Source organism: Oceanobacillus sp. HCA-5259 (assembly GCF_037892815.1).
Taxonomy (GTDB): Bacteria; Bacillota; Bacilli; order Bacillales; family Amphibacillaceae; genus Oceanobacillus; species Oceanobacillus indicireducens.
In genome coordinates this window covers 107,038-130,408 of sequence record NZ_JBBKBV010000005.1, presented here as the reverse complement: position 1 = coordinate 130,408, position 23,371 = coordinate 107,038, and the positions used below count along the sequence as shown (strand labels likewise).

Annotated in this window: 27 protein-coding genes; 26 read left to right on the top strand and 1 reads right to left on the bottom strand. The window is 39.6% G+C overall.

Translation table 11 applies throughout. From position 1 onward, the window contains the following. The first annotated feature begins 95 nt into the window (after positions 1-95). The 13 genes from spoIIM (at position 96) to WKU33_RS05005 (ending at position 11,020) form a co-directional block, all read left to right on the top strand. A complete protein-coding gene (spoIIM, locus tag WKU33_RS05065; protein WP_156855938.1) occupies positions 96-734 on the top strand; it encodes a stage II sporulation protein M in 639 nt (212 codons plus the stop codon). Positions 735-843: 109 nt separating this feature from the next. Beyond that, positions 844-1,299, top strand: coding sequence for a ferric iron uptake transcriptional regulator (gene fur, locus WKU33_RS05060; RefSeq protein WP_156855937.1), 456 nt, complete (start codon positions 844-846; stop codon positions 1,297-1,299). A 163-nt stretch (positions 1,300-1,462) separates the two neighbouring features. Beyond that, positions 1,463-2,353: a site-specific tyrosine recombinase XerD gene (xerD, locus tag WKU33_RS05055; RefSeq protein WP_340453556.1), complete on the top strand. Its 891-nt coding sequence runs from the start codon at positions 1,463-1,465 to the stop codon at positions 2,351-2,353. 108 nt (positions 2,354-2,461) lie between these two features. Beyond that, complete coding sequence (locus tag WKU33_RS05050; protein ID WP_188856793.1) at positions 2,462-3,643, top strand: D-alanyl-D-alanine carboxypeptidase family protein; 1,182 nt, start codon at positions 2,462-2,464, stop codon at positions 3,641-3,643. Between the two features lie 102 nt (positions 3,644-3,745). Beyond that, positions 3,746-4,099: an anti-sigma F factor antagonist gene (gene spoIIAA, locus WKU33_RS05045; protein ID WP_229782628.1), complete on the top strand. Its 354-nt coding sequence runs from the start codon at positions 3,746-3,748 to the stop codon at positions 4,097-4,099. Then, positions 4,096-4,536: an anti-sigma F factor gene (spoIIAB, locus tag WKU33_RS05040; protein WP_156855933.1), complete on the top strand. Its 441-nt coding sequence runs from the start codon at positions 4,096-4,098 to the stop codon at positions 4,534-4,536. Before spoIIAA ends, spoIIAB begins: the two co-directional genes overlap by 4 nt. Before the next feature lie 11 nt (positions 4,537-4,547). Continuing rightward, on the top strand, positions 4,548-5,303 hold the full coding sequence (gene sigF / locus WKU33_RS05035; protein WP_156855932.1) for an RNA polymerase sporulation sigma factor SigF: 756 nt from the start codon (positions 4,548-4,550) through the stop codon (positions 5,301-5,303). A 164-nt stretch (positions 5,304-5,467) separates the two neighbouring features. Beyond that, on the top strand, positions 5,468-6,076 hold the full coding sequence (locus tag WKU33_RS05030) for a stage V sporulation protein AA (RefSeq protein WP_156855931.1): 609 nt from the start codon (positions 5,468-5,470) through the stop codon (positions 6,074-6,076). Continuing rightward, positions 6,063-6,491: a stage V sporulation protein AB gene (locus WKU33_RS05025; protein ID WP_156855930.1), complete on the top strand. Its 429-nt coding sequence runs from the start codon at positions 6,063-6,065 to the stop codon at positions 6,489-6,491. Before WKU33_RS05030 ends, WKU33_RS05025 begins: the two co-directional genes overlap by 14 nt. Before the next feature lie 33 nt (positions 6,492-6,524). Continuing rightward, positions 6,525-8,012: a spore germination protein gene (locus tag WKU33_RS05020; protein WP_156855929.1), complete on the top strand. Its 1,488-nt coding sequence runs from the start codon at positions 6,525-6,527 to the stop codon at positions 8,010-8,012. 672 nt (positions 8,013-8,684) lie between these two features. Then, positions 8,685-9,992, top strand: a complete 1,308-nt coding sequence (gene lysA, locus WKU33_RS05015) for a diaminopimelate decarboxylase (protein WP_156855980.1) — start codon at positions 8,685-8,687, stop codon at positions 9,990-9,992. Between the two features lie 79 nt (positions 9,993-10,071). Further along, positions 10,072-10,509, top strand: coding sequence for a peptidylprolyl isomerase (locus tag WKU33_RS05010; RefSeq protein ID WP_340453517.1), 438 nt, complete (start codon positions 10,072-10,074; stop codon positions 10,507-10,509). Between the two features lie 148 nt (positions 10,510-10,657). Then, the gene (locus WKU33_RS05005; protein ID WP_156855927.1) at positions 10,658-11,020 is read left to right on the top strand and encodes a GNAT family N-acetyltransferase; all 363 of its coding nucleotides are present in this window, start codon (positions 10,658-10,660) and stop codon (positions 11,018-11,020) included. A gap of 77 nt (positions 11,021-11,097) precedes the next feature. On the opposite strand, the gene WKU33_RS05000 is transcribed toward WKU33_RS05005, so the two are convergent. Continuing rightward, positions 11,098-11,190 (bottom strand): YjcZ family sporulation protein, encoded by a 93-nt coding sequence (locus WKU33_RS05000; RefSeq protein ID WP_156855926.1) that lies wholly within the window; start codon positions 11,188-11,190, stop codon positions 11,098-11,100. A gap of 148 nt (positions 11,191-11,338) precedes the next feature. Between WKU33_RS05000 and WKU33_RS04995 the strand changes: the two genes are divergently transcribed. From WKU33_RS04995 to WKU33_RS04935, 13 genes are all read left to right on the top strand, one after another. Next, positions 11,339-12,076 (top strand): segregation/condensation protein A, encoded by a 738-nt coding sequence (locus tag WKU33_RS04995; protein WP_156855979.1) that lies wholly within the window; start codon positions 11,339-11,341, stop codon positions 12,074-12,076. A 2-nt stretch (positions 12,077-12,078) separates the two neighbouring features. After that, positions 12,079-12,660 (top strand): SMC-Scp complex subunit ScpB, encoded by a 582-nt coding sequence (scpB, locus tag WKU33_RS04990; protein WP_156855925.1) that lies wholly within the window; start codon positions 12,079-12,081, stop codon positions 12,658-12,660. 58 nt (positions 12,661-12,718) lie between these two features. Next, positions 12,719-13,555, top strand: a complete 837-nt coding sequence (locus WKU33_RS04985) for a superoxide dismutase (protein WP_340453516.1) — start codon at positions 12,719-12,721, stop codon at positions 13,553-13,555. Positions 13,556-13,629: 74 nt separating this feature from the next. Continuing rightward, positions 13,630-14,526 (top strand): serine hydrolase, encoded by an 897-nt coding sequence (locus WKU33_RS04980; protein WP_156855923.1) that lies wholly within the window; start codon positions 13,630-13,632, stop codon positions 14,524-14,526. Continuing rightward, complete coding sequence (locus tag WKU33_RS04975; RefSeq protein ID WP_156855922.1) at positions 14,520-15,104, top strand: nucleoside recognition domain-containing protein; 585 nt, start codon at positions 14,520-14,522, stop codon at positions 15,102-15,104. Before WKU33_RS04980 ends, WKU33_RS04975 begins: the two co-directional genes overlap by 7 nt. 1 nt (position 15,105) lies before the next feature. After that, the gene (locus WKU33_RS04970; RefSeq protein ID WP_156855921.1) at positions 15,106-15,636 is read left to right on the top strand and encodes a spore maturation protein; all 531 of its coding nucleotides are present in this window, start codon (positions 15,106-15,108) and stop codon (positions 15,634-15,636) included. Positions 15,637-15,879: 243 nt separating this feature from the next. Next, complete coding sequence (locus WKU33_RS04965) at positions 15,880-16,602, top strand: pseudouridine synthase (protein WP_308425591.1); 723 nt, start codon at positions 15,880-15,882, stop codon at positions 16,600-16,602. 75 nt (positions 16,603-16,677) lie between these two features. Then, positions 16,678-17,250, top strand: a complete 573-nt coding sequence (gene resA / locus WKU33_RS04960; protein ID WP_156855919.1) for a thiol-disulfide oxidoreductase ResA — start codon at positions 16,678-16,680, stop codon at positions 17,248-17,250. A 72-nt stretch (positions 17,251-17,322) separates the two neighbouring features. Next, positions 17,323-18,963 (top strand): cytochrome c biogenesis protein ResB, encoded by a 1,641-nt coding sequence (gene resB / locus WKU33_RS04955; protein ID WP_156855918.1) that lies wholly within the window; start codon positions 17,323-17,325, stop codon positions 18,961-18,963. A 45-nt stretch (positions 18,964-19,008) separates the two neighbouring features. Next, positions 19,009-20,199: a c-type cytochrome biogenesis protein CcsB gene (gene ccsB / locus WKU33_RS04950; RefSeq protein ID WP_156855917.1), complete on the top strand. Its 1,191-nt coding sequence runs from the start codon at positions 19,009-19,011 to the stop codon at positions 20,197-20,199. Positions 20,200-20,383: 184 nt separating this feature from the next. Then, the gene (locus tag WKU33_RS04945) at positions 20,384-21,103 is read left to right on the top strand and encodes a response regulator transcription factor (protein ID WP_156855916.1); all 720 of its coding nucleotides are present in this window, start codon (positions 20,384-20,386) and stop codon (positions 21,101-21,103) included. Beyond that, positions 21,103-22,884 (top strand): ATP-binding protein, encoded by a 1,782-nt coding sequence (locus WKU33_RS04940; protein WP_156855915.1) that lies wholly within the window; start codon positions 21,103-21,105, stop codon positions 22,882-22,884. Before WKU33_RS04945 ends, WKU33_RS04940 begins: the two co-directional genes overlap by 1 nt. Before the next feature lie 11 nt (positions 22,885-22,895). Beyond that, positions 22,896-23,309, top strand: coding sequence for a DUF4430 domain-containing protein (locus WKU33_RS04935; protein WP_156855914.1), 414 nt, complete (start codon positions 22,896-22,898; stop codon positions 23,307-23,309). Positions 23,310-23,371 lie beyond the last annotated feature (62 nt).

Here is a 23,371-nt window from a genome sequence, read left to right as displayed (position 1 = left end):
ACTCTCTTCTTTTTCAAGGGTGAATCTAGTAATAAGTTCTATTTAATTATAGACCCTCATAGCATAATTATAGAAATATGCGAAGGAGGGTCCACATGCAAGAATTTAAATTACGGTTCGCCAACCATATACGAACTTACGCTATCATCTATTTATTCATGTGCATTTTGCTGTTAACGGGAATCATCTTCGGTGCACTCCTCGTTAACAGCATGAATTTTATCCAGAAACAGGACTTGTTTTTTTATTTGGAACGTTTTTTCAATCATACGTTAGACGAAAAAGATGTGGACCGCTTTATGGTATGGAAAGATAGCTTTTATTTTCACTTGAAATATCTTTTGTTATTATTCGTACTGGGTCTTTCTGTGATTGGCTTGCCGGTTATTTGGATTTTATTGTTCATTAAAGGCTTAGTCATTGGATTCTCTGTTGGTTTCATCGTTAATCAGCTAGGTTCAGAAGGTCTTTTGTTTTCAACTTTAACGATAGCCCCACATAATTTAATTGCCATTCCAATCTATATATTTGCCGGCACAATGGCGATGATCTTTGCGCTGTTCAGTTTACGGAAAATATTTTCGAGAAGAAATGTTGATTCGCTTTGGCAACCATTTGTCAATTACATCGTCATATTCTCAATCCTGATTATCGTATCAATCGGCGCATCCTTCGTTGAAGTTTATATTTCCGGTGGTTTGATGGAGACGCTAATCAAATCATTTTACTTATAATCGAACCTTCTTTATAATTATTATTAATATAAAGTGATAGACTATACTTTGACACGCTTACGAATGGTGCCTATAATAAAGTTGGGATTATGAGGGAGGCGAACAGGGAATGGAACATCGGATTGAACAAATTAAAAAACAACTCCATGCACAGAATTATAAATTGACACCGCAACGAGAAGCAACCGTTCGGGTATTAATAGAAAGAGAAGAAGATCATCTAAGTGCGGAGGATGTTTATTTATTAGTTAAAGAAAAATCGCCTGAAATTGGTTTAGCGACTGTCTACCGAACATTGGAGTTATTATCTGAACTGAAGATTGTCGATAAAATAAATTTTGGAGATGGTGTCTCTCGCTATGATCTTCGTAAAGAAGGCGCTAAACATTTTCATCACCATCTAGTTTGTATTGAATGCGGCTCTGTTGAAGAAATTGTTAATGATCTATTAGAAGATGTTGAAAAAATTGTTGAAAATGATTTCGGTTTCCAGGTGATGGATCATCGTTTGACGTTTCATGGAATTTGCAAACAATGCCAGGAATCAGTAGTGAAAGTACAATAATCAATGCAAAGAACGGCTTTGTCCAAAAACGGGATGAAGCTTTTTTTGTGTATAAGAAACTATAAAATAAAAATGCTATGATCCAACTCCATATATTCGGTCAGACTGTAATTTACAATTGAACTGAAAAAGGGTAAATTAGACATTATAGGGGATGAGAACGATGTTACATAATGAACTGGAAGATTTTTTGCATTTTTTACAAATTGAAAGAGGTCTAGCGGAAAATACGCTGACCTCCTACAAGCGAGATTTAAAAAATTATATAAAACATTTGGAGAAAGAAGCAGCTAAAACGAACTGGAAAGAAGTTTCACGTAACGATATTATACAGTTTCTCTATCATCTAAAGGATAACGGGAAATCAACTGCAACCATTTCCCGGCATATTTCTTCTATCCGCTCACTCCATCAATTTTTAGTCAGGGAGCAAATCGTCGCACAAGATGCTAGCCTCCATATTGAAAAGCCGAAGAACGACCGCACGTTACCAGACGTCTTAGCGCAAGAGGAAATTGATAAGCTTCTTGAAATAAATGATGACACCCCGCTAGAATTACGAACGAAAGCGATGCTCGAATTATTGTATGCAACAGGTTTACGGGTGACGGAAATGATTGAACTGAAAACAAATGATCTGCATCTTATGATGGGATTTGTGCAATGCTTCGGCAAAGGATCCAAAGAACGTATCGTTCCATTGGGAAATACAGCAATCCATGCGATTGAAGACTATTTAGAAAACACTAGACCGAAGCTTGTTAAAGGACAAAGTACGCAAACACTTTTCGTCAACCAGCATGGAAGACCGTTATCACGACAAGGATTTTGGAAAATCCTCAAGAAAAAAGCACTAGAAGCTGGTATTAAGAAAAATATTACACCACATACTTTACGCCACTCCTTTGCCACCCATTTGCTCGAAAATGGCGCTGATTTACGGATCGTCCAAGAAATGCTTGGTCACGAGGACATCTCCACCACGCAAATCTATACACATGTTACGAAGAAAAGACTGAAAGATATGTACAAAGCATATCATCCAAGAGCTTAACTAAACGCATTAAGCCCTTATTCCATTCAAATGAATAAGGGTTTTTTACTGTATAAAACCCTCCAAATTGGGCATCCTAGTTCCATACTATATTTTGGAGGTAAATCTATGAATAAAAGCAGTATTCTTCTAACAGTTATCTCGTTTTTACTATTTACTAGTTTCACCCCACTACTTGCAGTTCATGCAGCTTCAAAGGAGGAAAATCAGCCGGAACTCGCGGAGGATGCCAAGTCAGCAATCTTGATTGAACAGGACACTGGCACCATTTTATTTAATAAGAATCCTCATGAAAAATTACCACCCGCAAGTATGACGAAAATCATGACCCTTTTATTAATCATGGAAGCGATCGATGAAGGGTCCTTATCACTCGATGAGAAGGTGCGTGTGAGTGAAAATGCTGCGTCTATGGGTGGATCGCAAATTTTCCTTGAGGCAGGGGAGGAAATGTCGGTTACAGATCTTTTGAAAGGTATTGCAATAGCATCAGCAAACGATGCGAGTGTAGCACTTGCTGAACGGATTGCGGGAAGTGAGCAAGCTTTTGTGAAAGCGATGAATGAAAAAGCGAAATCCCTAGGTCTAGAAAATACTAACTTCCAAAACACTTCCGGACTACCAGCAGATGATCATTACAGCACAGCTTATGATATGGCAATGATGGCACGCGAACTGCTAAAATACGAAAAAATCACAGAATTTACTTCGATTTATGAGGACTACTTACGGAAAGATACTGATAAGGAATTCTGGCTTGTCAATACAAACAAACTCGTCCGTTTTTACCCTGAAGTGGATGGATTAAAAACAGGGTACACGAGTGAAGCGAAATATTGTTTGACTGCAACTGCCAAAAAGGATGACATGCGAGTTGTTGCTGTCGTTTTAGGATACGAGAGCTCGAAAGCGAGAAATGCTGCTGTTTCCTCAATGCTTGATTATGCATTTAATCAATTTGAAACGGAAAGGCTTTATGAAGAAGGCGAGGTCATTACCGAAATTACTACGCTAAAAGGTGACAGAAAAAAAACAAATATCATCACTGCATCCCCGATAAGCACGATTCATACGAAGGGTCAAAAGCTTGAAGATTTAACAACAGAATATGAATTGATGGACGATATCAGTCTTCCAATTGAACAAGGGGACAGAATTGGAACACTTTTGATTAAAAATGGTGAAGAAATTATAATCGAATCTCCGCTGACCGTAGAACACCCAATTCATAAGGCATCTTTTTTCACCTTAATGAAACGGTCTTTACAGGAAGTGGCTGTTTTTGAATAAGGGTCGAATAAACGGTTATTCTGACTAGTTTTGTCGTCATGCAGGAATTAGACGAAGGAATAAAGAAACATAGATTAAGGAATTAAAGAGGAGGAGATTAATTTGGGATTACAATCCTTATTTTCCGTGAAGGAGGATGTACTAATTGTCAGACTGACGGGAGAACTGGACCATCATACAGCTGAAACGCTTCGAAAAGAGTGGAAAGACATGCTTTATAGTCGTCCTGTAAAACATGTTATTTTAAACTTGGGTGGAATCTCATTCATGGATAGTTCTGGTTTAGGCGTTATTTTAGGCAGATATAAAGAAGTATTACAGCTTGGTGGTGAAATGGTCGTTTGTTCTGTTACACCAGCGATTAATCGCTTGTTTGAAATGGCTGGGTTATTTAAAATTATCCGTCTTGCTGAAAATGAGGAAAATGCTTTGGAAACCTTGGGGGTGGCATCATGAAAAATAGTATGCAATTGGAATTTTTGAGTGTTAGTGAGAATGAAGCCTTTGCGAGAGTAGCTGTTGCAGCATTCATCGCACCATTAGATCCTACGGTTGAGGAAATGACAGAAATGAAGACCGTTGTTTCTGAAGCGGTAACCAATGCGATTATTCATGGTTACCAGAATGAACCTCATCATTTCATTAAAATCTTTTGTTCAATAGAGGATAATGAAGTTAAACTTAGAATTGAAGACAAAGGATTAGGTATTGACGATATTGAAGAAGCCCGTGAACCGCTCTATACATCCAAACCAGAACTAGAACGCTCAGGTATGGGTTTTACGATTATGGAAAACTTTATGGATAAAGTAGAGATTGTTTCCCGTCCCGGTGAAGGTACGACGGTAGAGATGTCAAAGCAATTAATAAATAATAAAACGGTTTATAATTAGGATGAAAGCCAATGGATCTTAATACAAAACCAAAGTCAAATAAGCATAAGCTTACGAATGAGGAAGTTAAAGAACTACTTTTCCAAAGCCAAAATGGCAATAAAGAAGCAAGGGATTTCTTGGTGGAGCAGAATGTTCGGCTCGTTTGGTCCGTCGTGCAACGCTTTATCAATCGGGGGTATGATCCGGACGATTTATTCCAAATCGGCAGTATCGGTTTAATCAAATCCATCGATAAATTCGATTTAACCTATGACGTACGTTTTTCCACTTACGCCGTCCCGATGATTATCGGTGAAATTCAGCGGTTTATTCGAGATGACGGGAGCGTAAAGGTGAGTCGGACGTTAAAGGAAACAGGGAATAAAATACGGAGAGCGAAGGATGCCTTGACAAAGGAACTGGGCAGATCCCCTTCTGTAAGTGAACTTGCGCAGGAGTTGGATCTTTCCGTAGAAGAAATCATTCATGCTGAAGAAGCTGCAAGGACACCGCAATCAATACATGAAACGGTTTTTGAAAATGATGGTGATCCGATTACATTGCTAGATCAGATTTCAACGGAGGATACGAAGTGGTTTGAGAAAATTTCCTTGGAAGAAGCGATTCAGCATTTAGATGAAAGAGAGCGATTAATTGTTTATTTGCGGTATTATAAAGACCAGACCCAGACGGAAGTAGCAGAACGTCTAGGAATCTCCCAAGTCCAAGTATCACGAATTGAAAAAAAGCTCTTACAAGAGATAAAAGAATACTTAGGAATCTAAACATACCCCCAGCATGGATATCGGGATCCTTGCTGGGGGTATTTCTGTTGATTGTATAAGAAACTATAAAATAAAAATGCTGTGTCCGAAATTGTTTTTTGGGGGATAAAATTCAATCGAAATACTCATACTAAGCAAAATGCTCGGTAAAGGTTGATGATGTTATGGTTCATACGGTCTATTTGCGAATGAAGCGTAATGTGGATGTAAATGAAAATAAGCAGCTGCATCTTAGAGATATTGCCCATATAGCAGCACCTTTTGCGATCAAAGAGAACCTTGAAAGTAAACCAATTTACCGCATCAGTGATAAAGACCTCAACATCCTTGTCATTGACGTATTTCTCATTATTAAAGAACTTATAAAAGAATTCCCTGAACTGGATATCCAATCAGTTGGACCGGATCAAACGGTCATCCGGATAGAAAAGAAAAAGAAAAAAGCAAATTTGTTTATTGCAGTATTAATCTGGTTGCTTTTATTTATTGGTACAGCAATGACTATCATGAACTTTCATTATGATGTCAGCATGCAGGAAGTTCAACAGAAGCTCCACTATATATTAACCGGTGAGGAAAATGAATTTCCATTATGGATTCAAATCCCTTATTCCCTTGGTCTCGGTCTCGGGACTTTATTGTTTTTCAACCATTGGTTCAATAAACGGTTTAACGAAGAACCGAGTCCTCTTGAGATCGAAATCTCAAATTATCAAACTGAACTCAATCAGTATTTAGTGATGCATGAGAATGAGCTCGATGAAAGAAATTAGTCTGAATCTCGCGCAAGCGTTCATCGGTTTTGGTGGTGGCATTACGGTTGGTGCTGGTTTTGTTGCCTTTATTACAGTATTAAGGATCATTCCGCGCCTCATTCAGCTAAGTAAAAGTGAAGCATTTATTAAAATATATACAGCAAGTATTATATTAGGTTTATTATTTGGAACTTTTCTCACCTTCTTTAACGGCAATTGGCAGGAGCCGGTTATACTGCTCGTATTATGGGGGTTATTGCATGGGATTTTTAATGGGATGCTCGCAGCGGCACTTACAGAAATACTGAATGTGTTTCCTATTTTGCTGAAGCGAGTAAAATTGGACGGTTTTTTACTTTGGTTATTAATGGCGATTATGTTCGGTAAAATTATTGGCTCACTTTTTCAATGGCTATATTTCGTAACGGTTTAGATTCGTACTAAACGAGAATTCGGAGTGAACGGGATGGAAGTAAAAACGAAAGTATATCAAGATATTAAGAAAAATGAAAAGTATATGAAGGAAAGGTTAGGCCTGGATATTTCCTATGATGTTGACTACCGGCAAGTTATTATACTTGGTCGCCGTGTTCAACTGTATTTTGTTAACGGGCTTTGTGATACGACCATCGTTCAAGAGTTATTAATAGAAATGCTTAACTTGAATGAAAATGAGAAAGAAAAGGAGAAGTTTCCCGAAATTCTTACAAATCGCTTAGTACATCAACAGGTAGCTAAGTTGAAAACATTGGATGAAGCAGTAGATGAAATGCTTTCCGGTTTGGTTGTCATATTTGTAGATGGATACAACCAAGTATTTTCAATTGATGTAAGACATTACCCTGGCCGAACACCTGAAGAGCCGGACACAGAAAAAGTCATTCGGGGTTCCAGAGATGGATATACAGAGAATGTGGTAGAAAATACTGCTTTAACGAGAAGAAGATTGCGGGACGCTCGTTTGCGTAATGAAATGATGAAAGTGGGAGAACGGTCTAAAACGGACGTCTGTATCACTTACATTAAAGATATAGCCAGCGATGGTCTTGTAGACTTAGTCAAGGAAAGAATTGAAGGTATTGAAGTCGACGGTTTATCCATGGCCGACAAGTCACTAGAGGAGTTTATTATTAAAAGAAAGTGGAATACTTTTCCATTAGTACGTTATACCGAACGTCCGGATGTAGCAGCGAATCACTTGTTAGAGGGACATGTAATAGTGACGGTTGATTCTTCACCAAGTGTGATTATTCTTCCTACAACTTATTTTCACCATTTGCAGCATGCGGAGGAATACAGACAATCACCGGTATTTGGTACTTTCGTAAGATGGATAAGATTCTTAGCCGTATTCTTATCAATATTTCTGCTTCCCGTATGGATATTGTTTGTCCAGGATCCGAGTTTATTACCGAAAAATCTGGCTTTTATCGGTCCAAACGAAGAAGGAAGTGTGCCAATCGTTCTTCAAATCATTTTAGCCGATTTGGGGATTGAATTCTTGCGGATGGCAGCTGTTCATACCCCAACGCCTCTTTCCACTGCGATGAGTTTGATTGCGGCGGTATTGATTGGTGAAATTGCGATTGATGTTGGTATGTTCAGTGCGGAAGTCATCCTTTATGTATCTATTTCAGCAATCGGTTCCTATGTGACGCCTAGTTATGAGTTAGGGACAGCGAATAAGATTCTTAAATATTTTCTAGTGATTGTAACGGCGCTATTTGGTATTAATGGATTAATGATTGGTTTTACGTTAACGATTTTATTTTTGGTAGAGCAAAAATCATTGAAAACGCCGTACTTCTGGCCGTTCATTCCTTATAATCCAAGTGCATTGCTCCATATCATCTTTCGTATTCCTGTTCCGTACACGAACAGAAGACCAAGCATTGTTCATCCGAAGAATGTTTACCGGCAACCACTTGAAAAAGGGAAAGGAAAAGACAAATAATTCGTTCCCTTTCATTCAGCGTAAGTGTCTTTGCTCGTTTCCTTTAGTTTAGATCTCTAATCGCCGTTCAGTTACCCGGCGGACGGATGCTTTCCACGGGCACGGCCTCAGCCTCGACGCACAGGACGTTAATGTCAGACGTTGCCACATACGAGAGCGTTCTTAGTCTGCCTCGGAAGAAAACCGCTTCCTGCTCAGGTCTGGACTCGTGCTTTTCCCGTAGGAGTCACCGTCCGCCGGGCAACTGAACTGGTAGAGTACATTATTATTGGAAACGATCCAATCATGATGAGCGTTCTATCCCTAGAATAATAAATAGGGTTCCAAATTTGGCTTTCCCCTCGGAGCAGTCCAGACACCTCGAGACTCCTGCGGGAGGCCGGCTAAGTGCGGTCACGTCCTGTGACCAATGCCGGCATTAGAACCTCCTGTTCGTCGATAGGCCTAGGTGAGACCCCACAGGGCGTTAGCCCGAGGAGGCTCACCAGCCGCTCAGCAGGTGCGAGAGGTGTCTGGACTGCGGACCCTGGAAAGAGAGTTGCACTTACGCTGAATGAAAGTGATGCGTTGAGTGTATAATTATAATATTTTAAGGCATTGTGCTTTTGTTTTCTCCTTTAATATGGTAAAGTAATGTATCATTTTACAATATAGCGTACGGGGGAGATGAAGATGATAATTGACCACCATCCATTTGAGGTTAATGCTGCAGGGCACTTAATGATCGGGGGCGTTGATAGTCTGACGCTTGCTGAAAAATATGGAACCCCATTATATGTATATGATGTGGGGATTATCCGTAAAAATGCGCGAAGCTTCGTCCAAACGTTTAAAGATTTAGATGTCCAAGCTAAAGTGGCATATGCAAGTAAAGCATTTTCCAGTATTGCAATGGTACAAGTTGCGAAACAGGAAGGCTTGTGTCTTGATGTCGTTTCAGAAGGGGAGCTATATACCGCCCTTCAAGCTGGATTTCCAACAGAGCGGATCCACTTACACGGCAATAATAAAAGCAGAGAAGAATTAAAAATGGCAGTTGACGAAAACATTGGCTGTATCGTCATTGATAATCTGTATGAAATTCAATTGCTTGAAGAAATTCTTCGGGAAGAGAATAAAACAATCGATGTTCTTATTCGCGTAACGCCTGGTATCGAGTCGAATACTCACCAATATATTATGACGGGGAATGAAGACTCTAAGTTTGGCTTTAATCTTATTAACGGGCAAGCGGATGAAGCTTTTCAACTCTTACATAATCATGGACATATTCAATTGAAGGGACTACACTGCCATATCGGTTCACAAATTTTTGAAACAGAAGGTTTTATGGTTGCTGTTAATCTATTATTCGATCAACTAGAAAAGTGGTTGGATCAAGTAGATTTTGTTCCGGAAGTATTAAATCTTGGTGGAGGATACGGGATTCGTTATACAGAAGAAGATGAGCCTTTGGCATATCATATCTACGCGGAAAAAATCGTTGCAGCTGTGAGAGAAAACAGTGAGCGTTTAAACATATCCCTGCCGGAGATCTGGATTGAACCAGGTCGCTCGATTGTTGGAAATGCTGGTGTATCTTTATATACGATTGGTTCATCCAAAGAAATTCCCAATATAAGAAATTATGTATCAGTTGACGGTGGGATGGCTGACAATATCCGCCCAGCCCTCTATGAGGCGCAGTATGAAGCAGTTCTCGCTAATAAAGCGACGGAAGAACCGACAACAACTGTATCGATTGCAGGGAAAGCATGTGAATCAGGAGATATGCTTATCTGGGATTTGCCGCTTCCGGAAGTCCAGCCCGGAGATGTACTTGCAGTCCTTGCAACCGGAGCTTACGGTTTTTCTATGGCAAGTAATTATAACCGTTTAGCAAAGCCTGCGGTAGTCTTTGTTGAAGATGGTATGGATAGACTCGTTGTAAGAAGAGAGAGCGTAGAAGACATTGTAAAAAATGATTTATCCTATGAATGATATGACATTTCTTTTCAATAATAATCGAAAATGGTAAAATAGATTGGAATATGAATTAAACATAGAAGGAGCGTTTTGCATGACTAAAACAGGCTATATACAAATGGAAAATGGGGAAAAAATTGAAATGGAATTCTTCCCTGAAGCTGCACCGAACACGGTAAAGAACTTTGAAGAACTTGCAAATTCAGGATTTTATGATGGGGTGACATTTCACCGCGTAATTCCTGGTTTCGTTAGCCAGGGAGGAGACCCGACAGGAACTGGGGCTGGTGGCAGTGGTAAGACCATTAAGTGTGAAACAGAAGGTAATCCGCACAAACATGAAGCAGGAGCATTATCTATGGCACACGCTGGTAAAGACACAGGCTCAAGCCAATTTTTCCTTGTCCATGAATCGCAACCACATCTAGACGGAGTCCATACTGTATTTGGAAAAATCACTTCTGGACTAGAAGTTGCACGTAATATGCAGAATGGTGATGTCATGAAAGAAGTGCGGGTATCTGCTGAATAATTCTAGAGCACTAAGGATCATTCATTTTTTCATAACGGATTTTTGTTGACAAACTAGCATTAAAATGCCATAAATATATATATGCTTTAGAATGATTCATTGTTGAAATGACTTAATATAAGTTTAAGTTAATTAATGAGGGATTAATATGTTAATTCGCTATAAGAAAAATATGGAGAAAATTGCAATGGGCTTATTATCTTTTATGCCTGATGAAAAAAGGGATGTAAAAAAGCTCCAGCAACATATAAAAGAGTATGAAACGAATCCGGATTGGCATTTGTATTTATGGAAAAACGAGGAAGATGACATCCTAGGTACGGTTGGTGTTCGAATAGAGGATGAAGTGAATGCGATTATTCAAGATTTGTCCGTCAACCCATCCCACCGGAACCTAGGCCTAGGGAAAACTTTAATACAAGAAATAAAAGAAATATATAGTGAGAAATATATTGTTTATCCAAGTGAACAAATCAGACAGTTTTATGAGAAATGTGACTCGATTGAGTAGTAAAAGCCAGCCCCATCAACCGGGCTGGCTTTTATACCTGCTATTTTAAGCCGGTAGAATAATCACCTACATTCGACTTAGAACCATGCTGCCCCTACAATAATTAAGAGTATAAACAGCACGACAATTAGCGCGAATCCTCCTGCAAAGCCTCCACCGTAACCACTCATAACTAAAAACCTCCTTTACGTAATGCGTAGGTGATAAAGTCAGATGAAGAGCATTCTGACTTTGCTTACGATATAGCTTATGTGTTGCTAACAAATATGTTTGGGCAGATTACATAATATTTTTTCTTTTCTAGAAAGGATGCAAATGATGCAAGAAGCTTATAAGGTGAAAATAGAACAATTTGAAGGGCCGCTTGATCTCTTATTACACTTAATCAAGCAATATGAGATTGATATTTATGATATCCCTGTAGCAGACATAACGAAACAATATATGCAATATATCCATACCTTCCAAGTGTTAGAGTTGAATATTGCAAGTGAATATCTCGTTATGGCATCGACGCTTGTCGCAATTAAAAGTCAAATGCTTTTACCTAAGCAAGAAATGACGGAAGACGTGGAAGAATATATGGAAGATCCGCGGGATGAACTTATGCAGCGATTAATCGAATATCGTAAATACAAAGAAGCCGCTGAGAAGTTCAAGAAGAAAGAAGAAGAAGCAACTCACACCTTTACACGGCCACCGATGGGATTTGATGAAATCCTAACTAAAAAACCGCCTGTTGTACAAGGGGAAATTACGATTTATGATATGCTTGGTGCTCTCGGTAAGATGCTAGAAAGGAAAAAATGGAGTGAACCGCTTGATACGAAAGTCCAGCGCGCCGAAATTTCAATAGAAGAGCGGATGGAAGAAGTGCTTTCCATCGTTAATAAAACAAGGGAAGGCGTCCGGTTTGATGAATTATTTCCGGAGCGCACCCGGAACCATATAGTCGTCACCTTTCTTGCCTTATTAGAACTAATGAAGGATAGACAAATTTATTGTAAACAAACGAAGCATTTTGATGTGTTATATTTGTATGCTATGGAGGAATGAAAGTGGATATCGGAGAACTGAAAGCTGTCGCGGAAGGGCTTCTCTTTGCCACAGGAGATGAAGGAGTTACCATTAAACAATTAAGTAAAGTGCTTAATATTACAGAAGACGTAGCAACAGAGCTTATTGATGAATTAAAAGATGATTATGAACAGAAAACTCGTGGACTGAAAATCATGGAAGCAAATGGAGTATTGCATCTGACAACGAAACCGGAACATAGCTCGTATTTCAAGAAATTAATTGAAACACCCCGCTCGACAAGAATGTCACAGGCAGCCCTTGAAACACTTGCAATCATCGCTTATCAGCAGCCCATCACCCGGGCGGAAATCGATGAGATCAGAGGGGTGAAGAGCGATGGACCGGTTCAGACATTACTTAATCGCTCATTAATTGAAGAGATGGGCAGAAAAGAAACGATTGGACGTCCCATCCTCTTTCGAACGTCGAAAGATTTCTTGACTTATTTTGGTTTAACTTCCCTTGACGAATTGCCGCCACTTCCGGAAACGACAGACGATACAAACAATCAAGAAGTTGATTTGTTTTTCGAACGATTTAATGATGAACTAGAAGAGTAGTTCATAGGCACAATTAGCAGCCCCCTTCATAAAATACTTTGGAGGAGGGCTTTTTAATATGAATGAATTGTATTTACAAGCGTTAAAAAAGTGGAGTGATGATGTAAAGAAGACCATACAAATGGAAGATTTACCGGAGGAAACGATAAATACTTGGGGAAACTGGGACGGGAAAATTCAAGCTTCTCTTGAAAATGGCGTGGAACAAGAACAATTAATAAAGCTCCACCAGCAAGGGGAGGAATTGCGGCGTCATTTAAGTGATTCTTCAAAAGAATTAATCCGTGCAGATTATGCGAATCATGTTCTTCCCCCGCTTCCCTATGCTTATGATGCATTGGAGCCATATATTAGTGAAGAAATCATGAGGCTCCACCATCTCGTGCATCATCAAGCGTATGTGAATGGATTAAATAAAGCTGAAGAAGAGATTTATTACCGTAATCATGAACCGGATATGTTAAGACATTGGTTACGAGAGCAGGCTTTCAACGGATCAGGGCATCTGCTTCACTCTGTTTTTTGGAAAAATATGACCCCATACTCATCAAAAGTACCAAGCAAACAGATAGAGCAATGGATTAATAGGGATTTTGGTTCTTTCGCCCATTTTAAGGAAGGTTTTACAAATGTCGCCAAAAGTGTCCAAGGTCCGGGCTGGGCTGCATTATTGTACGATCCAGTTAACCACCGGCTTGTAATTGAATCAATTGAGAAACATCAGCAGAATCACCTCGTTTCGATGATTCCGCTCCTTGTCCTTGATATGTGGGAACATGCTTATTATTTACAATATAAAACAGAGAAAGCCGATTATGTGGAAGCCTGGTGGAATATTGTGGACTGGGAGGATGTCAACAATCGCTTGTTAAGAGCAATGAACATCCGCGATTAAGTTTATCTTTGTCATATATAGAAAACCTTCCTGCATAGAATGAAATAGAGAAATATGCTAGGAGGCAAGTTCGCATGCGATTATTCTTCGGCTTCATATTATGCGTTTCCCTTTTTTTCTTTTTACCTGAGCATGGACAGGCTGCTCCAGATGTATCAGCAGCACAGGCAATCTTAATGGATGCAGAGAGTGGACAAGTTTTATTTGAAAAAGATGCATTTGAAGCAAGACCGATTGCAAGCATTACGAAAATCATGACAGCTATTCTTGCAATTGAATCTGGAAAAATGGACGAGAAGGCAACTGTTTCAAGAAATGCTATTTATACAGAAGGTTCTTCTATTTATCTGGAACAGGGGGAGAAGATTACGATTCAAGATCTTGTCTATGGGCTAATGCTGCGTTCAGGAAATGATGCTGCTGTCGCGATTGCTGAACATATTGGGGAAAGTGAAGAGGGATTCGTCTATTTGATGAATGAAAAGGCAATGTGGTTAGGGATGGATCAGACTCATTTCACAAACCCGCACGGCTTGGATGATGAAGAACATTATTCGAGCGCTTACGACATGGCGCTTCTAACAAGAGAGGCGATGAAAAATAAACAGTTTCGGGAAATTAGCGGCAGTACGAGTTATTTATCTGAAAACCGTTCCTACAGTTGGCGGAATAAACATAAACTTGTGACTGGGTATTATGAGAATGCTACAGGGGGAAAGACCGGATATACGAAACAGACCGGCAGAACTCTTGTAACGACAGCTGAAAAAAATGGCCATTCGTTAATTGTCGTAACCCTGAATGCCGGGAATGATTGGAATGATCATATCGCCTTATTTGAATGGGGATTTGAAGAGTTAACAGAAAATAGCCCTGAAAAAGAGACAGAGGTAAAAGAAACCGCTGGAAACAGTGTTTCGTCTATTTTATCTGAAATATTACGTAAAGTGACAGGGATTCAAACATGGTGAATTTAATTTGGGCACTGATGGCGATTGTCGGAATCCTTTATGCGATGTTGAATGGTACGATGGATGATGTGAATAAAGCAATAATTGAAAGTGCAAATGAAGCCGTAACGTTATCGATTGGATTAATCAGCATTCTCGTTTTCTGGCTTGGCGTAATGAAAATAGCTGAAGCAGCGGGAATACTTAAGCTAATCACTAAATTATTGCGACCTCTTATTATAAAAATTTTCCCGGACATACCGAAGGATCATCCGGCAATGGGGTATATCCTCTCCAATTTCACTGCGAACTTTTTCGGCTTAGGTAACGCTGCAACCCCATTAGGGATCAAAGCGATGCAAGAAATGAAAAACCTGAGTAACTCTGATACCGCATCCAGGTCGATGATAACCTTTCTTGCTATCAATACATCGAGTCTAACGTTGATTCCGACTACTGTTATAGCCATCCGCATGCAATATAACTCGGTTTCGCCAACTGAAATCGTCGGGACAACCTTAATTGCATCAATTGCCGGTGTTACGAGTGCTGTTCTGATAGATCGGTATTACTATAATAAAGAGTCACGGAGGAAATAGGATGAGTTGGATGACTACAATAAGCGTATGGATCATCCCTTGTTTTTTATTAATTGTATTAGTCACAGCCTCTTGGAAAAAGCTGCCCAGTTATGAACTGTTTGTTGAAGGAGGGAAGGAAGGTGTCAAATTGGCATTTTCTTTACTTCCTTTTTTGGTAGGTATGATTGTAGCGATTACGATTTTAAGAAGTTCTGGAGCTCTGGATGCACTGATCGGGTTACTCACACCGGTACTTACTTTTATCGGAGTCCCGCCGGAAGTATTACCGCTCGCACTCATTAGACCAATTTCAGGTACAGCGGCGCTAGGAATGACAGCAGAATTGATTCAAACATATGGACCAGATTCGTTTATTGGAAGATTAGCTTCGACCATGCAGGGTAGTACAGATACGACGCTATATATCCTTACGATTTATTTTGGTGCAGTTGGAATAAAAAAGATGCGTTATGCACTTAAGGTTGGACTATTAGCGGACCTGGTTGGTATAATTGTTGCGATAATAATAGTTAGCATTGTATTTGGATAAGCTAATTTGTAGCGTTTAATCTAGATTAAACGCTATTATTGTTTTATCACGTATTAACGGTCTGTAGTACCCCCACTTCTAAACATGGAGGAAAATCAATATGTGAAGGGTAGGGATACACAGTCCGTAAATACCTGATTCTGTTCAACTAACATTCAGTGGGGGGGAAGGAAACCCCCACTGAATGAAGTTTCACCTTATGGACGGAAAACGCGAAAAAATAATTTTTAGGATGATGAAAGAATGGCACTGGAAAGATTACAAAAAGTTATTGCTCAGAGCGGGCTTACTTCAAGGAGGAAGGCGGAGCAGTTAATTGCAAGTGGCAAGGTGAAAGTAAATAATCAAGTTGTTACGACACTGGGTACGAAAGTTTCTGCCCAAGATGAGATTGAAGTAGAAGGTGTGCCGATTGAAAAGGAAGCGCACGTGTACTATATGTTGTATAAGCCAAGAGGCATCATCTCAAGTGCAAAAGATGATAAAGGAAGAAAGACTGTTCTTGATTTCTTTCCGGAGGTCGAAGAGAGGATTTACCCTGTCGGGAGACTTGATTATGATAGTTCCGGCTTAATTCTCTTAACGAATGATGGGGATCTTGCCAATACACTTATGCATCCAAGCCATGGTGTGGAGAAGGTTTATGTAGCTAAACTGAAAGGGATCCCGAGTAAACAAGAGTTGGCAAAGCTGAGAAAGGGTGTAACAGCAGATAGAGAACTACTAAAAGCGGTCCGGTATAATATATTATCTGCCGATAGAAAAAAAGATACAATGATACTGGAACTAACATTGGTGGAAGGGAAGAACCGTCATGTAAGAAGGATGATGGAGGCACTCGGATACCCTGTACAAAAATTAAAAAGAGAAAGGTATGGCTTCTTGACGTTGGATGGTTTATCCCCCGGTGAAACGAGACCATTGACCCCTAAAGAAGTGAAACAATTAAAGAATATCGCGAAGTAAATTGTACCAGTTTTGACATAGAATTGTTAATTCTCTAAGCCGCTATGATGGTACAATACACTGGGAGTGATTTTGATGAGTATAGAGAAAGCGAAAAAGAGAAAAAAACAAAAAAAAAGAAACAGGTTAATATATAGGGGCGTCATCTTAGCTGCGCTTGTTGGTGCGCTTATTTTTGCCATTGTATCGAACCTGCAAAAAGATAATACGGTTTACCGAGTAGGGGATCCGGCGCCAGACTTTCAGTTAACGCAAATCAATAAGAATAGTGATTTGGAAACGTTGCGCTTAAGTGACTACGAGGGGAAAGGTGTCATGTTGAACTTCTGGGCAACTTGGTGTAAACCCTGTGAAGCGGAAATGCCGTATATGCAAGAACTTTATCCAAAGTATAAGGATAAAGGGGTGGAAATTGTAGCTGTTAGTCTGGATACTACGGAGCTTGTCATTGATCGTTTCATCGATCGCTATGATTTGACATTCCCAATCCCTCATGACAAAAATGGGGAAATTAGGGATTTATATAAAGTTGGTCCAATTCCGAGCACATTTTTCATTAACCCTGACGGCGAGATACAGGAAGTAGTGAACGGTGCTTTGACTTTGGATCTGCTGGAAGGATATTTGAACGAAATAACACCAAATTAATAGGTATGAAAGTTACCTTACCAGAAAATATGTTTATTCCAGATTTGGTAAAGACAACTGTGAGGGATATAAATGAACAAGATCAAATGTGAATGCGGTCATATTAACCCGGAGGGAACGGTCCTATGTGAAGCATGCGGGAAACCGGTAGAAGGGAATCAGCATATTGACGGCAATGATCAGAAGAAATTACTTAATATGAGATATGAAGGATCTGCACGCCGTTCACAGACTTACCGGAAATCAATGGTCGATAAAGTCTGGGGTTTCTTCTCTTCCGTTAAAGTAGGAGTCTGGCTCATCGTCCTTGCGCTTGTCGCTTCTATGATTGGCACGATTTTTCCGCAAGAACAATTCATTCCACAGAATGCTGTATCAAGGGACCCTGCAATCTATTATGAAGATCAATTCGGGTTGATTGGTAAGATCTATTATTTACTCGGATTTCATGAAATGTACAGTGCTTGGTGGTACTTGCTATTATTAGGTTTAATTGGTGTCTCCTTAGTTATTTGTAGTCTAGACCGTTTTATACCACTTTACAAAGCACTGAAGATTCAAAAGCCGCGCCGTCATGAGACATTTCTGAACAGACAGCGTTTTTACAGTGAATCAAAAGAAGTCAGTGACGCGGAAATTGAACAAGTAAAAGAAAAATTGAAGAAGCAACGTTATAAAATAACTGAGCAGAACGGCCATATTTTAGCTGAAAAAGGCAGGTTTTCGAGATGGGGACCATATGTCAACCACATCGGACTCATTATCATTCTGCTTGCAGCAATATTACGGACAACCCCGATTATGTTCACTGATGAGTATGTCTGGGTGAGGGAAGGCGAGACAATCGTTATCCCTGGAACAAACGGTGAATACTATATTGAAAACAAAAAGTTTCATTTAGACTTGCACGATCCAGATGATGAGCGATTCAAAGATGCAATCGAACAAACTGGAGCGGTAGCTAGTAATTTCCAAACAGATGCTGTCATATATAAGGATGCAAATGAGGATATACCAGGTGCTGAACCTGAACTGGAACCTATTCTAACAGAATCCATCCAAATGAATAAACCTGCGAAATTTGACGGATATACACTATATCAACAAGGGTATCAGGAGAATGAATTCAGCAGTATGACCTTTAAAATCCATGAAACGGATGATGAAGATGCAAAAGCGATTGATTCCTTTACCATTGATTTATTTAATCCAGAATCAGAATACATACTGGATAATGATTTCAGGGTAGTGATTGATCAGTATTATCCAGATTATTATTTAGCAGATGATGGAACACCGGCTTCAGAAACAAATTATCCAAGAAATCCAGCATTTGTATTGCTCGTCTACCCGCCAGACGAAACGGAACCTGAAATAAGTTTCCTTGGTATCGGTAGAAATATCGATGCAACTGGAGAGAATGAATATAAAATTGCTATTCAGGATTTCGATACCCATTATGTCAGTGGCCTGACGTTACGTGTGGACCATACATTGATCTTCTTTGGAATTGGCGCAGCTATCTTTATGATTGGTGTTATTCAAGGAATGTACTGGCAACATCGCAGAGTCTGGATCCACCCGAAAGACGATGGTGTATTATTGGCTGCCCATACGAATAAGAACTGGTTTGGCTTGTCGAAAGATATAGAGAAAGCGATTGAACAAACGAATATAAAAATGGTCGAAGATAGGCAGGAGCTAGACAAGTAGTATATCTATTTGTCTAGTCTACTAACTTCTATAGGAGGGTGTTTGATGGATTTAGTCAATTTAAGCAGTAATATGCTTTTTGCTGCTTTTATCTTATATTTGATTGCGACGCTATTTTTCGGAGCGACAATTCGTGAAAAACGTAATAAAGAAAACAAAAAAGAAGTCGCTGGCAATATTGCAATCACTATTACAATCCTTGGATTCTTAGCACAATTAACGTATTTCTTTACAAGATGGATAGCAAGTGGCCATGCTCCGCTTGGAAACATGTTTGAATTTGTCACATTCCTCGGGATGGCGATGGTTCTTGCATTCATTATTATTTATTTTATGTATCGACTTGGATTTTTAGGACTATTTGCTTTACCGATTGCAATGTTAATTATTGCTTATGCGAGTATGTTCCCGACAGAGGTAGCTCCATTAGTCCCATCACTAAATAGTTACTGGCTCTGGATTCATGTATCGACTGTAGCGATTGGTCAAGGTATTTTGTTCATCAGTTTCGTTGCTGGATTAATGTACCTGATTAAGGAGATTGATCAGACGAAGCGGACAAAAAGGAATACGTGGCTTGAAATTGTTATGTATACATTGTTTATAGTTATTGGTTTTATCGTGATCACGTCTGCATTTAATATCGCGGGTTATAAAGCGACTTTTGAATATCAAGATGGAAATCAAATTATAGAGACAGAATACCACCTCCCGGCAATTGTTTCTCCAAATAATGGTGTGTTACGTTCAGAGAATGTAATGGAGCCGTTGTTCGAAGCTCCAGCCTGGATGCAAGGAGAGGACGCTGGCAGGAAGTTTAATACGGTCATCTGGTCTCTATTAACCGGTACACTCATCTATGGGATCACCGTACTTATTTTAAGAAAACGGGTCGCTGCTGCAATCCAGCCTTTACTGCGCGGTGTGAAAGCTGACCTTCTTGATGAGATTATGTATCGTGCTGTTGCAATTGGATTCCCAGTCTTTACCCTCGGTGGACTAATATTTGCTGCGATATGGGCACAAATCGCCTGGGGCAGATTCTGGGGCTGGGATCCGAAAGAAGTATGGGCACTTGTTACATGGTTCTTCTATGCTGCCTTCCTGCACTTACGTCTATCCCGTGGTTGGCACGGTGAAAAATCAGGTTGGCTTGCTGTTGTAGGTTTCGGTATCATTATGTTTAACTTGGTTGTCGTGAACCTAGTCCTTGCCGGATTACACTCATACGCTTAAATATCAGGAATAAAAAAAGAGACAAATGCACCGCATCGTTAGAATTCGGCTGCATTTGTCTCTTTTCTTATACATTTATTACGGATTCGTTTATAATGATTGATAGAGATTTGATGTAAGGGTTTTGTAATAATTGAGTTTAGTGGAATATATGAAAGATTAGAGATTGTGGGGGAATTTATTCATGGAAACCGATGTAAGAATTTTAGTAGTTGATGATGAAGAAAGGATCCGCAGGCTTGTTCGGATGTATTTAGAAAGGGAAAATTATGAGATCGATGAAGCGGAGAATGGTCACGAAGCTTTGGAAATGGCATTGGAAGAGGACTATGACTGTATCATCCTAGATCTCATGATGCCTGAAATGGACGGTATTGAAGTATGTGAGGAATTACGAAAGCAAAAATCAACACCGGTTATAATGTTAACAGCAAAAGGAGAAGAATCAAATCGTGTACAAGGCTTTGAAGTCGGGGCGGACGATTATATTGTGAAGCCATTTAGTCCACGCGAAGTTGTCCTACGAGTAAAAGCAATCCTAAGAAGAGTGACCTCTTCTTCATTAACAAATGCAGATGGCTCGGCAAGAGATGTTCTTGTATACCCGCATCTGACAATTGATCATGACGCCCACCGTGTTACCGCAGATGGTGAAGAAGTAAACCTGACACCAAAAGAATATGAATTACTTTGTTTCCTCGCTAAAGCGCCTGATAAGGTATTTAACCGGGAAGTCTTGCTGAAAGAAGTATGGCAATATGAATTCTTTGGAGATCTGCGTACAGTTGATACGCATGTCAAGCGACTGAGAGAGAAGTTAAGTTCTGTTTCAGATAAAGCTGCAAAGATGATTGTTACTGTTTGGGGTGTCGGCTATAAATTCGAGGTTGTTGAGGACGAATAATGGTATGGCGTAATAATATTGTTATTAAATTGGCATTAACAATTATCCTTCTTGTGTTTATTGTTTTATTCATTCTGTTTATGCTTCTCATGCAGTTCTTTGAGAATTTCTATATTAATGAAGCAGAAGAGGATATGCTTGAAACAGCTACAAAGATTGCTACAATCATTGACCAGCAGGATGATCGGAGTTTTATTCATGAAACAGCCGAATTAATTAAAGATCCCGCAAGCAGGATTGCAATTCTTTATCCGACAGGGGATTTCTGGCTGTCGATGAGCAGTGATAATGAACTTAGTGCTATTGATTTGGACTGGATCGAAAATGAACCGGATCTCCTTGAAGTGATTACCTTGGAACGGGAAATTCAAAAACTTATTGTGCTGCCGGACGATACAACGGCAGCAATAATTGTTGGTAAGCCACTCTTAAATGATGGTGCAGTCTATATTTATCAATCCCTTGATGTTGTAAATCAAACGAAGGAAGAGACACAGAAGATCATCTTAATTGCTGCAGGCTTTGCCATTGTGTTTACTGTATTCTTTGCAGTATTCCTTTCAACGCGGATAACGTCTCCGCTAATTAAAATGCGAGAAGCTGCAGCCGATTTGACACGAGGAGAATTTAATACGAAAGTTCCTGTTTTAACTCATGATGAGCTTGGAGATCTGGCCAGGGAATTCAACCGGATGGGAAGACAGCTGAAGTATCATATTAATGCTGTTAGTCAAGAAAAGGAACAACTCGCAAGTATTGTAAAATCGATGGCTGATGGAGTCATAACGCTTAACCGTAACGAAGATATTATTGTGATCAATCCACCAGCTGAGAAGTATATCGAAGACTGGTATTTTGAAAGAAATATCGAACCGAATGCAAACCAACAGAAATTACCGGATGAATTAAGGAAGGCTTTAGAGAAAGTAATCGGAGGAGAAACAGAAGTCGTTCACGAAATGCATCTACAGGGAAGAGATTATGTCATGCTGATGACACCATTGTACGATGAGAATTATGTTCGAGGCGCAGTTGCCGTCATTCGAGATATGACGGAAGAACGGAGACTGGATAAGCTACGGAAAGATTTTATCGCAAATGTTTCACATGAATTGCGGACGCCGATTGCAATGCTGCAAGGATACAGTGAAGCGATTGTTGATGATGTAGCAGAATCTAAATCGGAGAAAAATGAACTTGCGGCCATCATTCATGATGAATCATTGCGAATGAGCAGACTTGTTAATGAATTATTAGATTTAGCACGAATGGAAGCAGGACATATTCAGTTGAACCTGGAAACAGTGGAGGTAGAACCCTTTATCGAAAGGATTATTAAGAAGTTCCAACGAGTTGCCGAGGAGAATCATGTAGAAGTAAAACTGTCTACGAATATCACAACAAATCAGGCAACTTTTGATTCGGACAGGGTCGAACAAGTTTTCACTAATCTGATTGATAATGCGATTCGACACACTGATGAACAAGGATATGTTCATATTAAAGTTACAGTGAATGAAACAGAATTTCTTGGAGAGATTGCCGACAATGGCAGCGGTATTCCTGAAGAGGACTTGCCGTTTGTCTTTGAACGATTCTATAAAGCGGATAAATCAAGGACAAGGAATAAAGAGAAGAAAGGGACAGGCCTTGGACTTGCTATTGCGAAAAACATTATCGATGCTCACCAAGGTACGATTCGCGTGAAAAGTAAGTTACTGCAAGGTACTACTTTTACTTTTGTAATTCCCCAGTCCAATAAGAAACAGATTACAAAGTGAGGTTGCTACAAATGAACAAACGATTAATAAACGTTCTCATCATTTTTGCAGTTCTCCTATTCCTTGCAGCATGCGGGAACAGTAATGAAGAGACGACAACAACAGTTAGTACAAATGAAACTGGTGAAATGAACGATGTTCCGGAAAATGAGGTCCGGCTCACGATTTCAATCAATGATGGGGAACAATTTATTAATGAACAGCAAGTTGAAATTGAAGATGGTGCAAATTTACTGGAAGTTCTAGATGATACGTTCTATATCGAAACAGATGAAGATGACGAGCTGACCTCCATTGAACGGGTCGCAATCAGTGAAGAAGAAGGCACAAGCTGGCATCTATTCGTAAACGACGAAATATCCGACGTACCAGCTAAAGATTACACCTTAAGCGGTGGAGATCGAATCATCCTCGATTTGCAATAAAAGGCAAGATTAGGTTGGAACATAACATCAAAGTTTTGTTCCAACCTTTTTTATGATCTATA

What these genes read in the sequence shown, in the direction of transcription:
- WKU33_RS05020 (WP_156855929.1), top strand. Translation starts at nt 6,525, where the DNA reads ATGGAAGTAAAAACGAAAGTATATCAAGATATTAAGAAAAATGAAAAG.
- WKU33_RS05010 (WP_340453517.1), top strand. Translation starts at nt 10,072, where the DNA reads ATGACTAAAACAGGCTATATACAAATGGAAAATGGGGAAAAAATTGAA.
- WKU33_RS04970 (WP_156855921.1), top strand. Translation starts at nt 15,106, where the DNA reads ATGAGTTGGATGACTACAATAAGCGTATGGATCATCCCTTGTTTTTTA.
- spoIIM (WP_156855938.1), top strand. Translation starts at nt 96, where the DNA reads ATGCAAGAATTTAAATTACGGTTCGCCAACCATATACGAACTTACGCT.
- spoIIAB (WP_156855933.1), top strand. Translation starts at nt 4,096, where the DNA reads ATGAAAAATAGTATGCAATTGGAATTTTTGAGTGTTAGTGAGAATGAA.
- WKU33_RS04940 (WP_156855915.1), top strand. Translation starts at nt 21,103, where the DNA reads ATGGTATGGCGTAATAATATTGTTATTAAATTGGCATTAACAATTATC.
- fur (WP_156855937.1), top strand. Translation starts at nt 844, where the DNA reads ATGGAACATCGGATTGAACAAATTAAAAAACAACTCCATGCACAGAAT.
- WKU33_RS04975 (WP_156855922.1), top strand. Translation starts at nt 14,520, where the DNA reads ATGGTGAATTTAATTTGGGCACTGATGGCGATTGTCGGAATCCTTTAT.
- WKU33_RS05000 (WP_156855926.1), bottom strand. Translation starts at nt 11,190, where the DNA reads ATGAGTGGTTACGGTGGAGGCTTTGCAGGAGGATTCGCGCTAATTGTC.
- WKU33_RS04995 (WP_156855979.1), top strand. Translation starts at nt 11,339, where the DNA reads ATGCAAGAAGCTTATAAGGTGAAAATAGAACAATTTGAAGGGCCGCTT.
- ccsB (WP_156855917.1), top strand. Translation starts at nt 19,009, where the DNA reads ATGGATTTAGTCAATTTAAGCAGTAATATGCTTTTTGCTGCTTTTATC.
- WKU33_RS05050 (WP_188856793.1), top strand. Translation starts at nt 2,462, where the DNA reads ATGAATAAAAGCAGTATTCTTCTAACAGTTATCTCGTTTTTACTATTT.
- WKU33_RS04980 (WP_156855923.1), top strand. Translation starts at nt 13,630, where the DNA reads ATGCGATTATTCTTCGGCTTCATATTATGCGTTTCCCTTTTTTTCTTT.
- resA (WP_156855919.1), top strand. Translation starts at nt 16,678, where the DNA reads ATGAGTATAGAGAAAGCGAAAAAGAGAAAAAAACAAAAAAAAAGAAAC.
- WKU33_RS04935 (WP_156855914.1), top strand. Translation starts at nt 22,896, where the DNA reads ATGAACAAACGATTAATAAACGTTCTCATCATTTTTGCAGTTCTCCTA.
- xerD (WP_340453556.1), top strand. Translation starts at nt 1,463, where the DNA reads ATGTTACATAATGAACTGGAAGATTTTTTGCATTTTTTACAAATTGAA.
- WKU33_RS05025 (WP_156855930.1), top strand. Translation starts at nt 6,063, where the DNA reads ATGAAAGAAATTAGTCTGAATCTCGCGCAAGCGTTCATCGGTTTTGGT.
- WKU33_RS05030 (WP_156855931.1), top strand. Translation starts at nt 5,468, where the DNA reads ATGGTTCATACGGTCTATTTGCGAATGAAGCGTAATGTGGATGTAAAT.
- sigF (WP_156855932.1), top strand. Translation starts at nt 4,548, where the DNA reads ATGGATCTTAATACAAAACCAAAGTCAAATAAGCATAAGCTTACGAAT.
- lysA (WP_156855980.1), top strand. Translation starts at nt 8,685, where the DNA reads ATGATAATTGACCACCATCCATTTGAGGTTAATGCTGCAGGGCACTTA.
- resB (WP_156855918.1), top strand. Translation starts at nt 17,323, where the DNA reads ATGAACAAGATCAAATGTGAATGCGGTCATATTAACCCGGAGGGAACG.
- WKU33_RS04965 (WP_308425591.1), top strand. Translation starts at nt 15,880, where the DNA reads ATGGCACTGGAAAGATTACAAAAAGTTATTGCTCAGAGCGGGCTTACT.
- WKU33_RS05005 (WP_156855927.1), top strand. Translation starts at nt 10,658, where the DNA reads ATGTTAATTCGCTATAAGAAAAATATGGAGAAAATTGCAATGGGCTTA.
- WKU33_RS04985 (WP_340453516.1), top strand. Translation starts at nt 12,719, where the DNA reads ATGAATGAATTGTATTTACAAGCGTTAAAAAAGTGGAGTGATGATGTA.
- WKU33_RS04945 (WP_156855916.1), top strand. Translation starts at nt 20,384, where the DNA reads ATGGAAACCGATGTAAGAATTTTAGTAGTTGATGATGAAGAAAGGATC.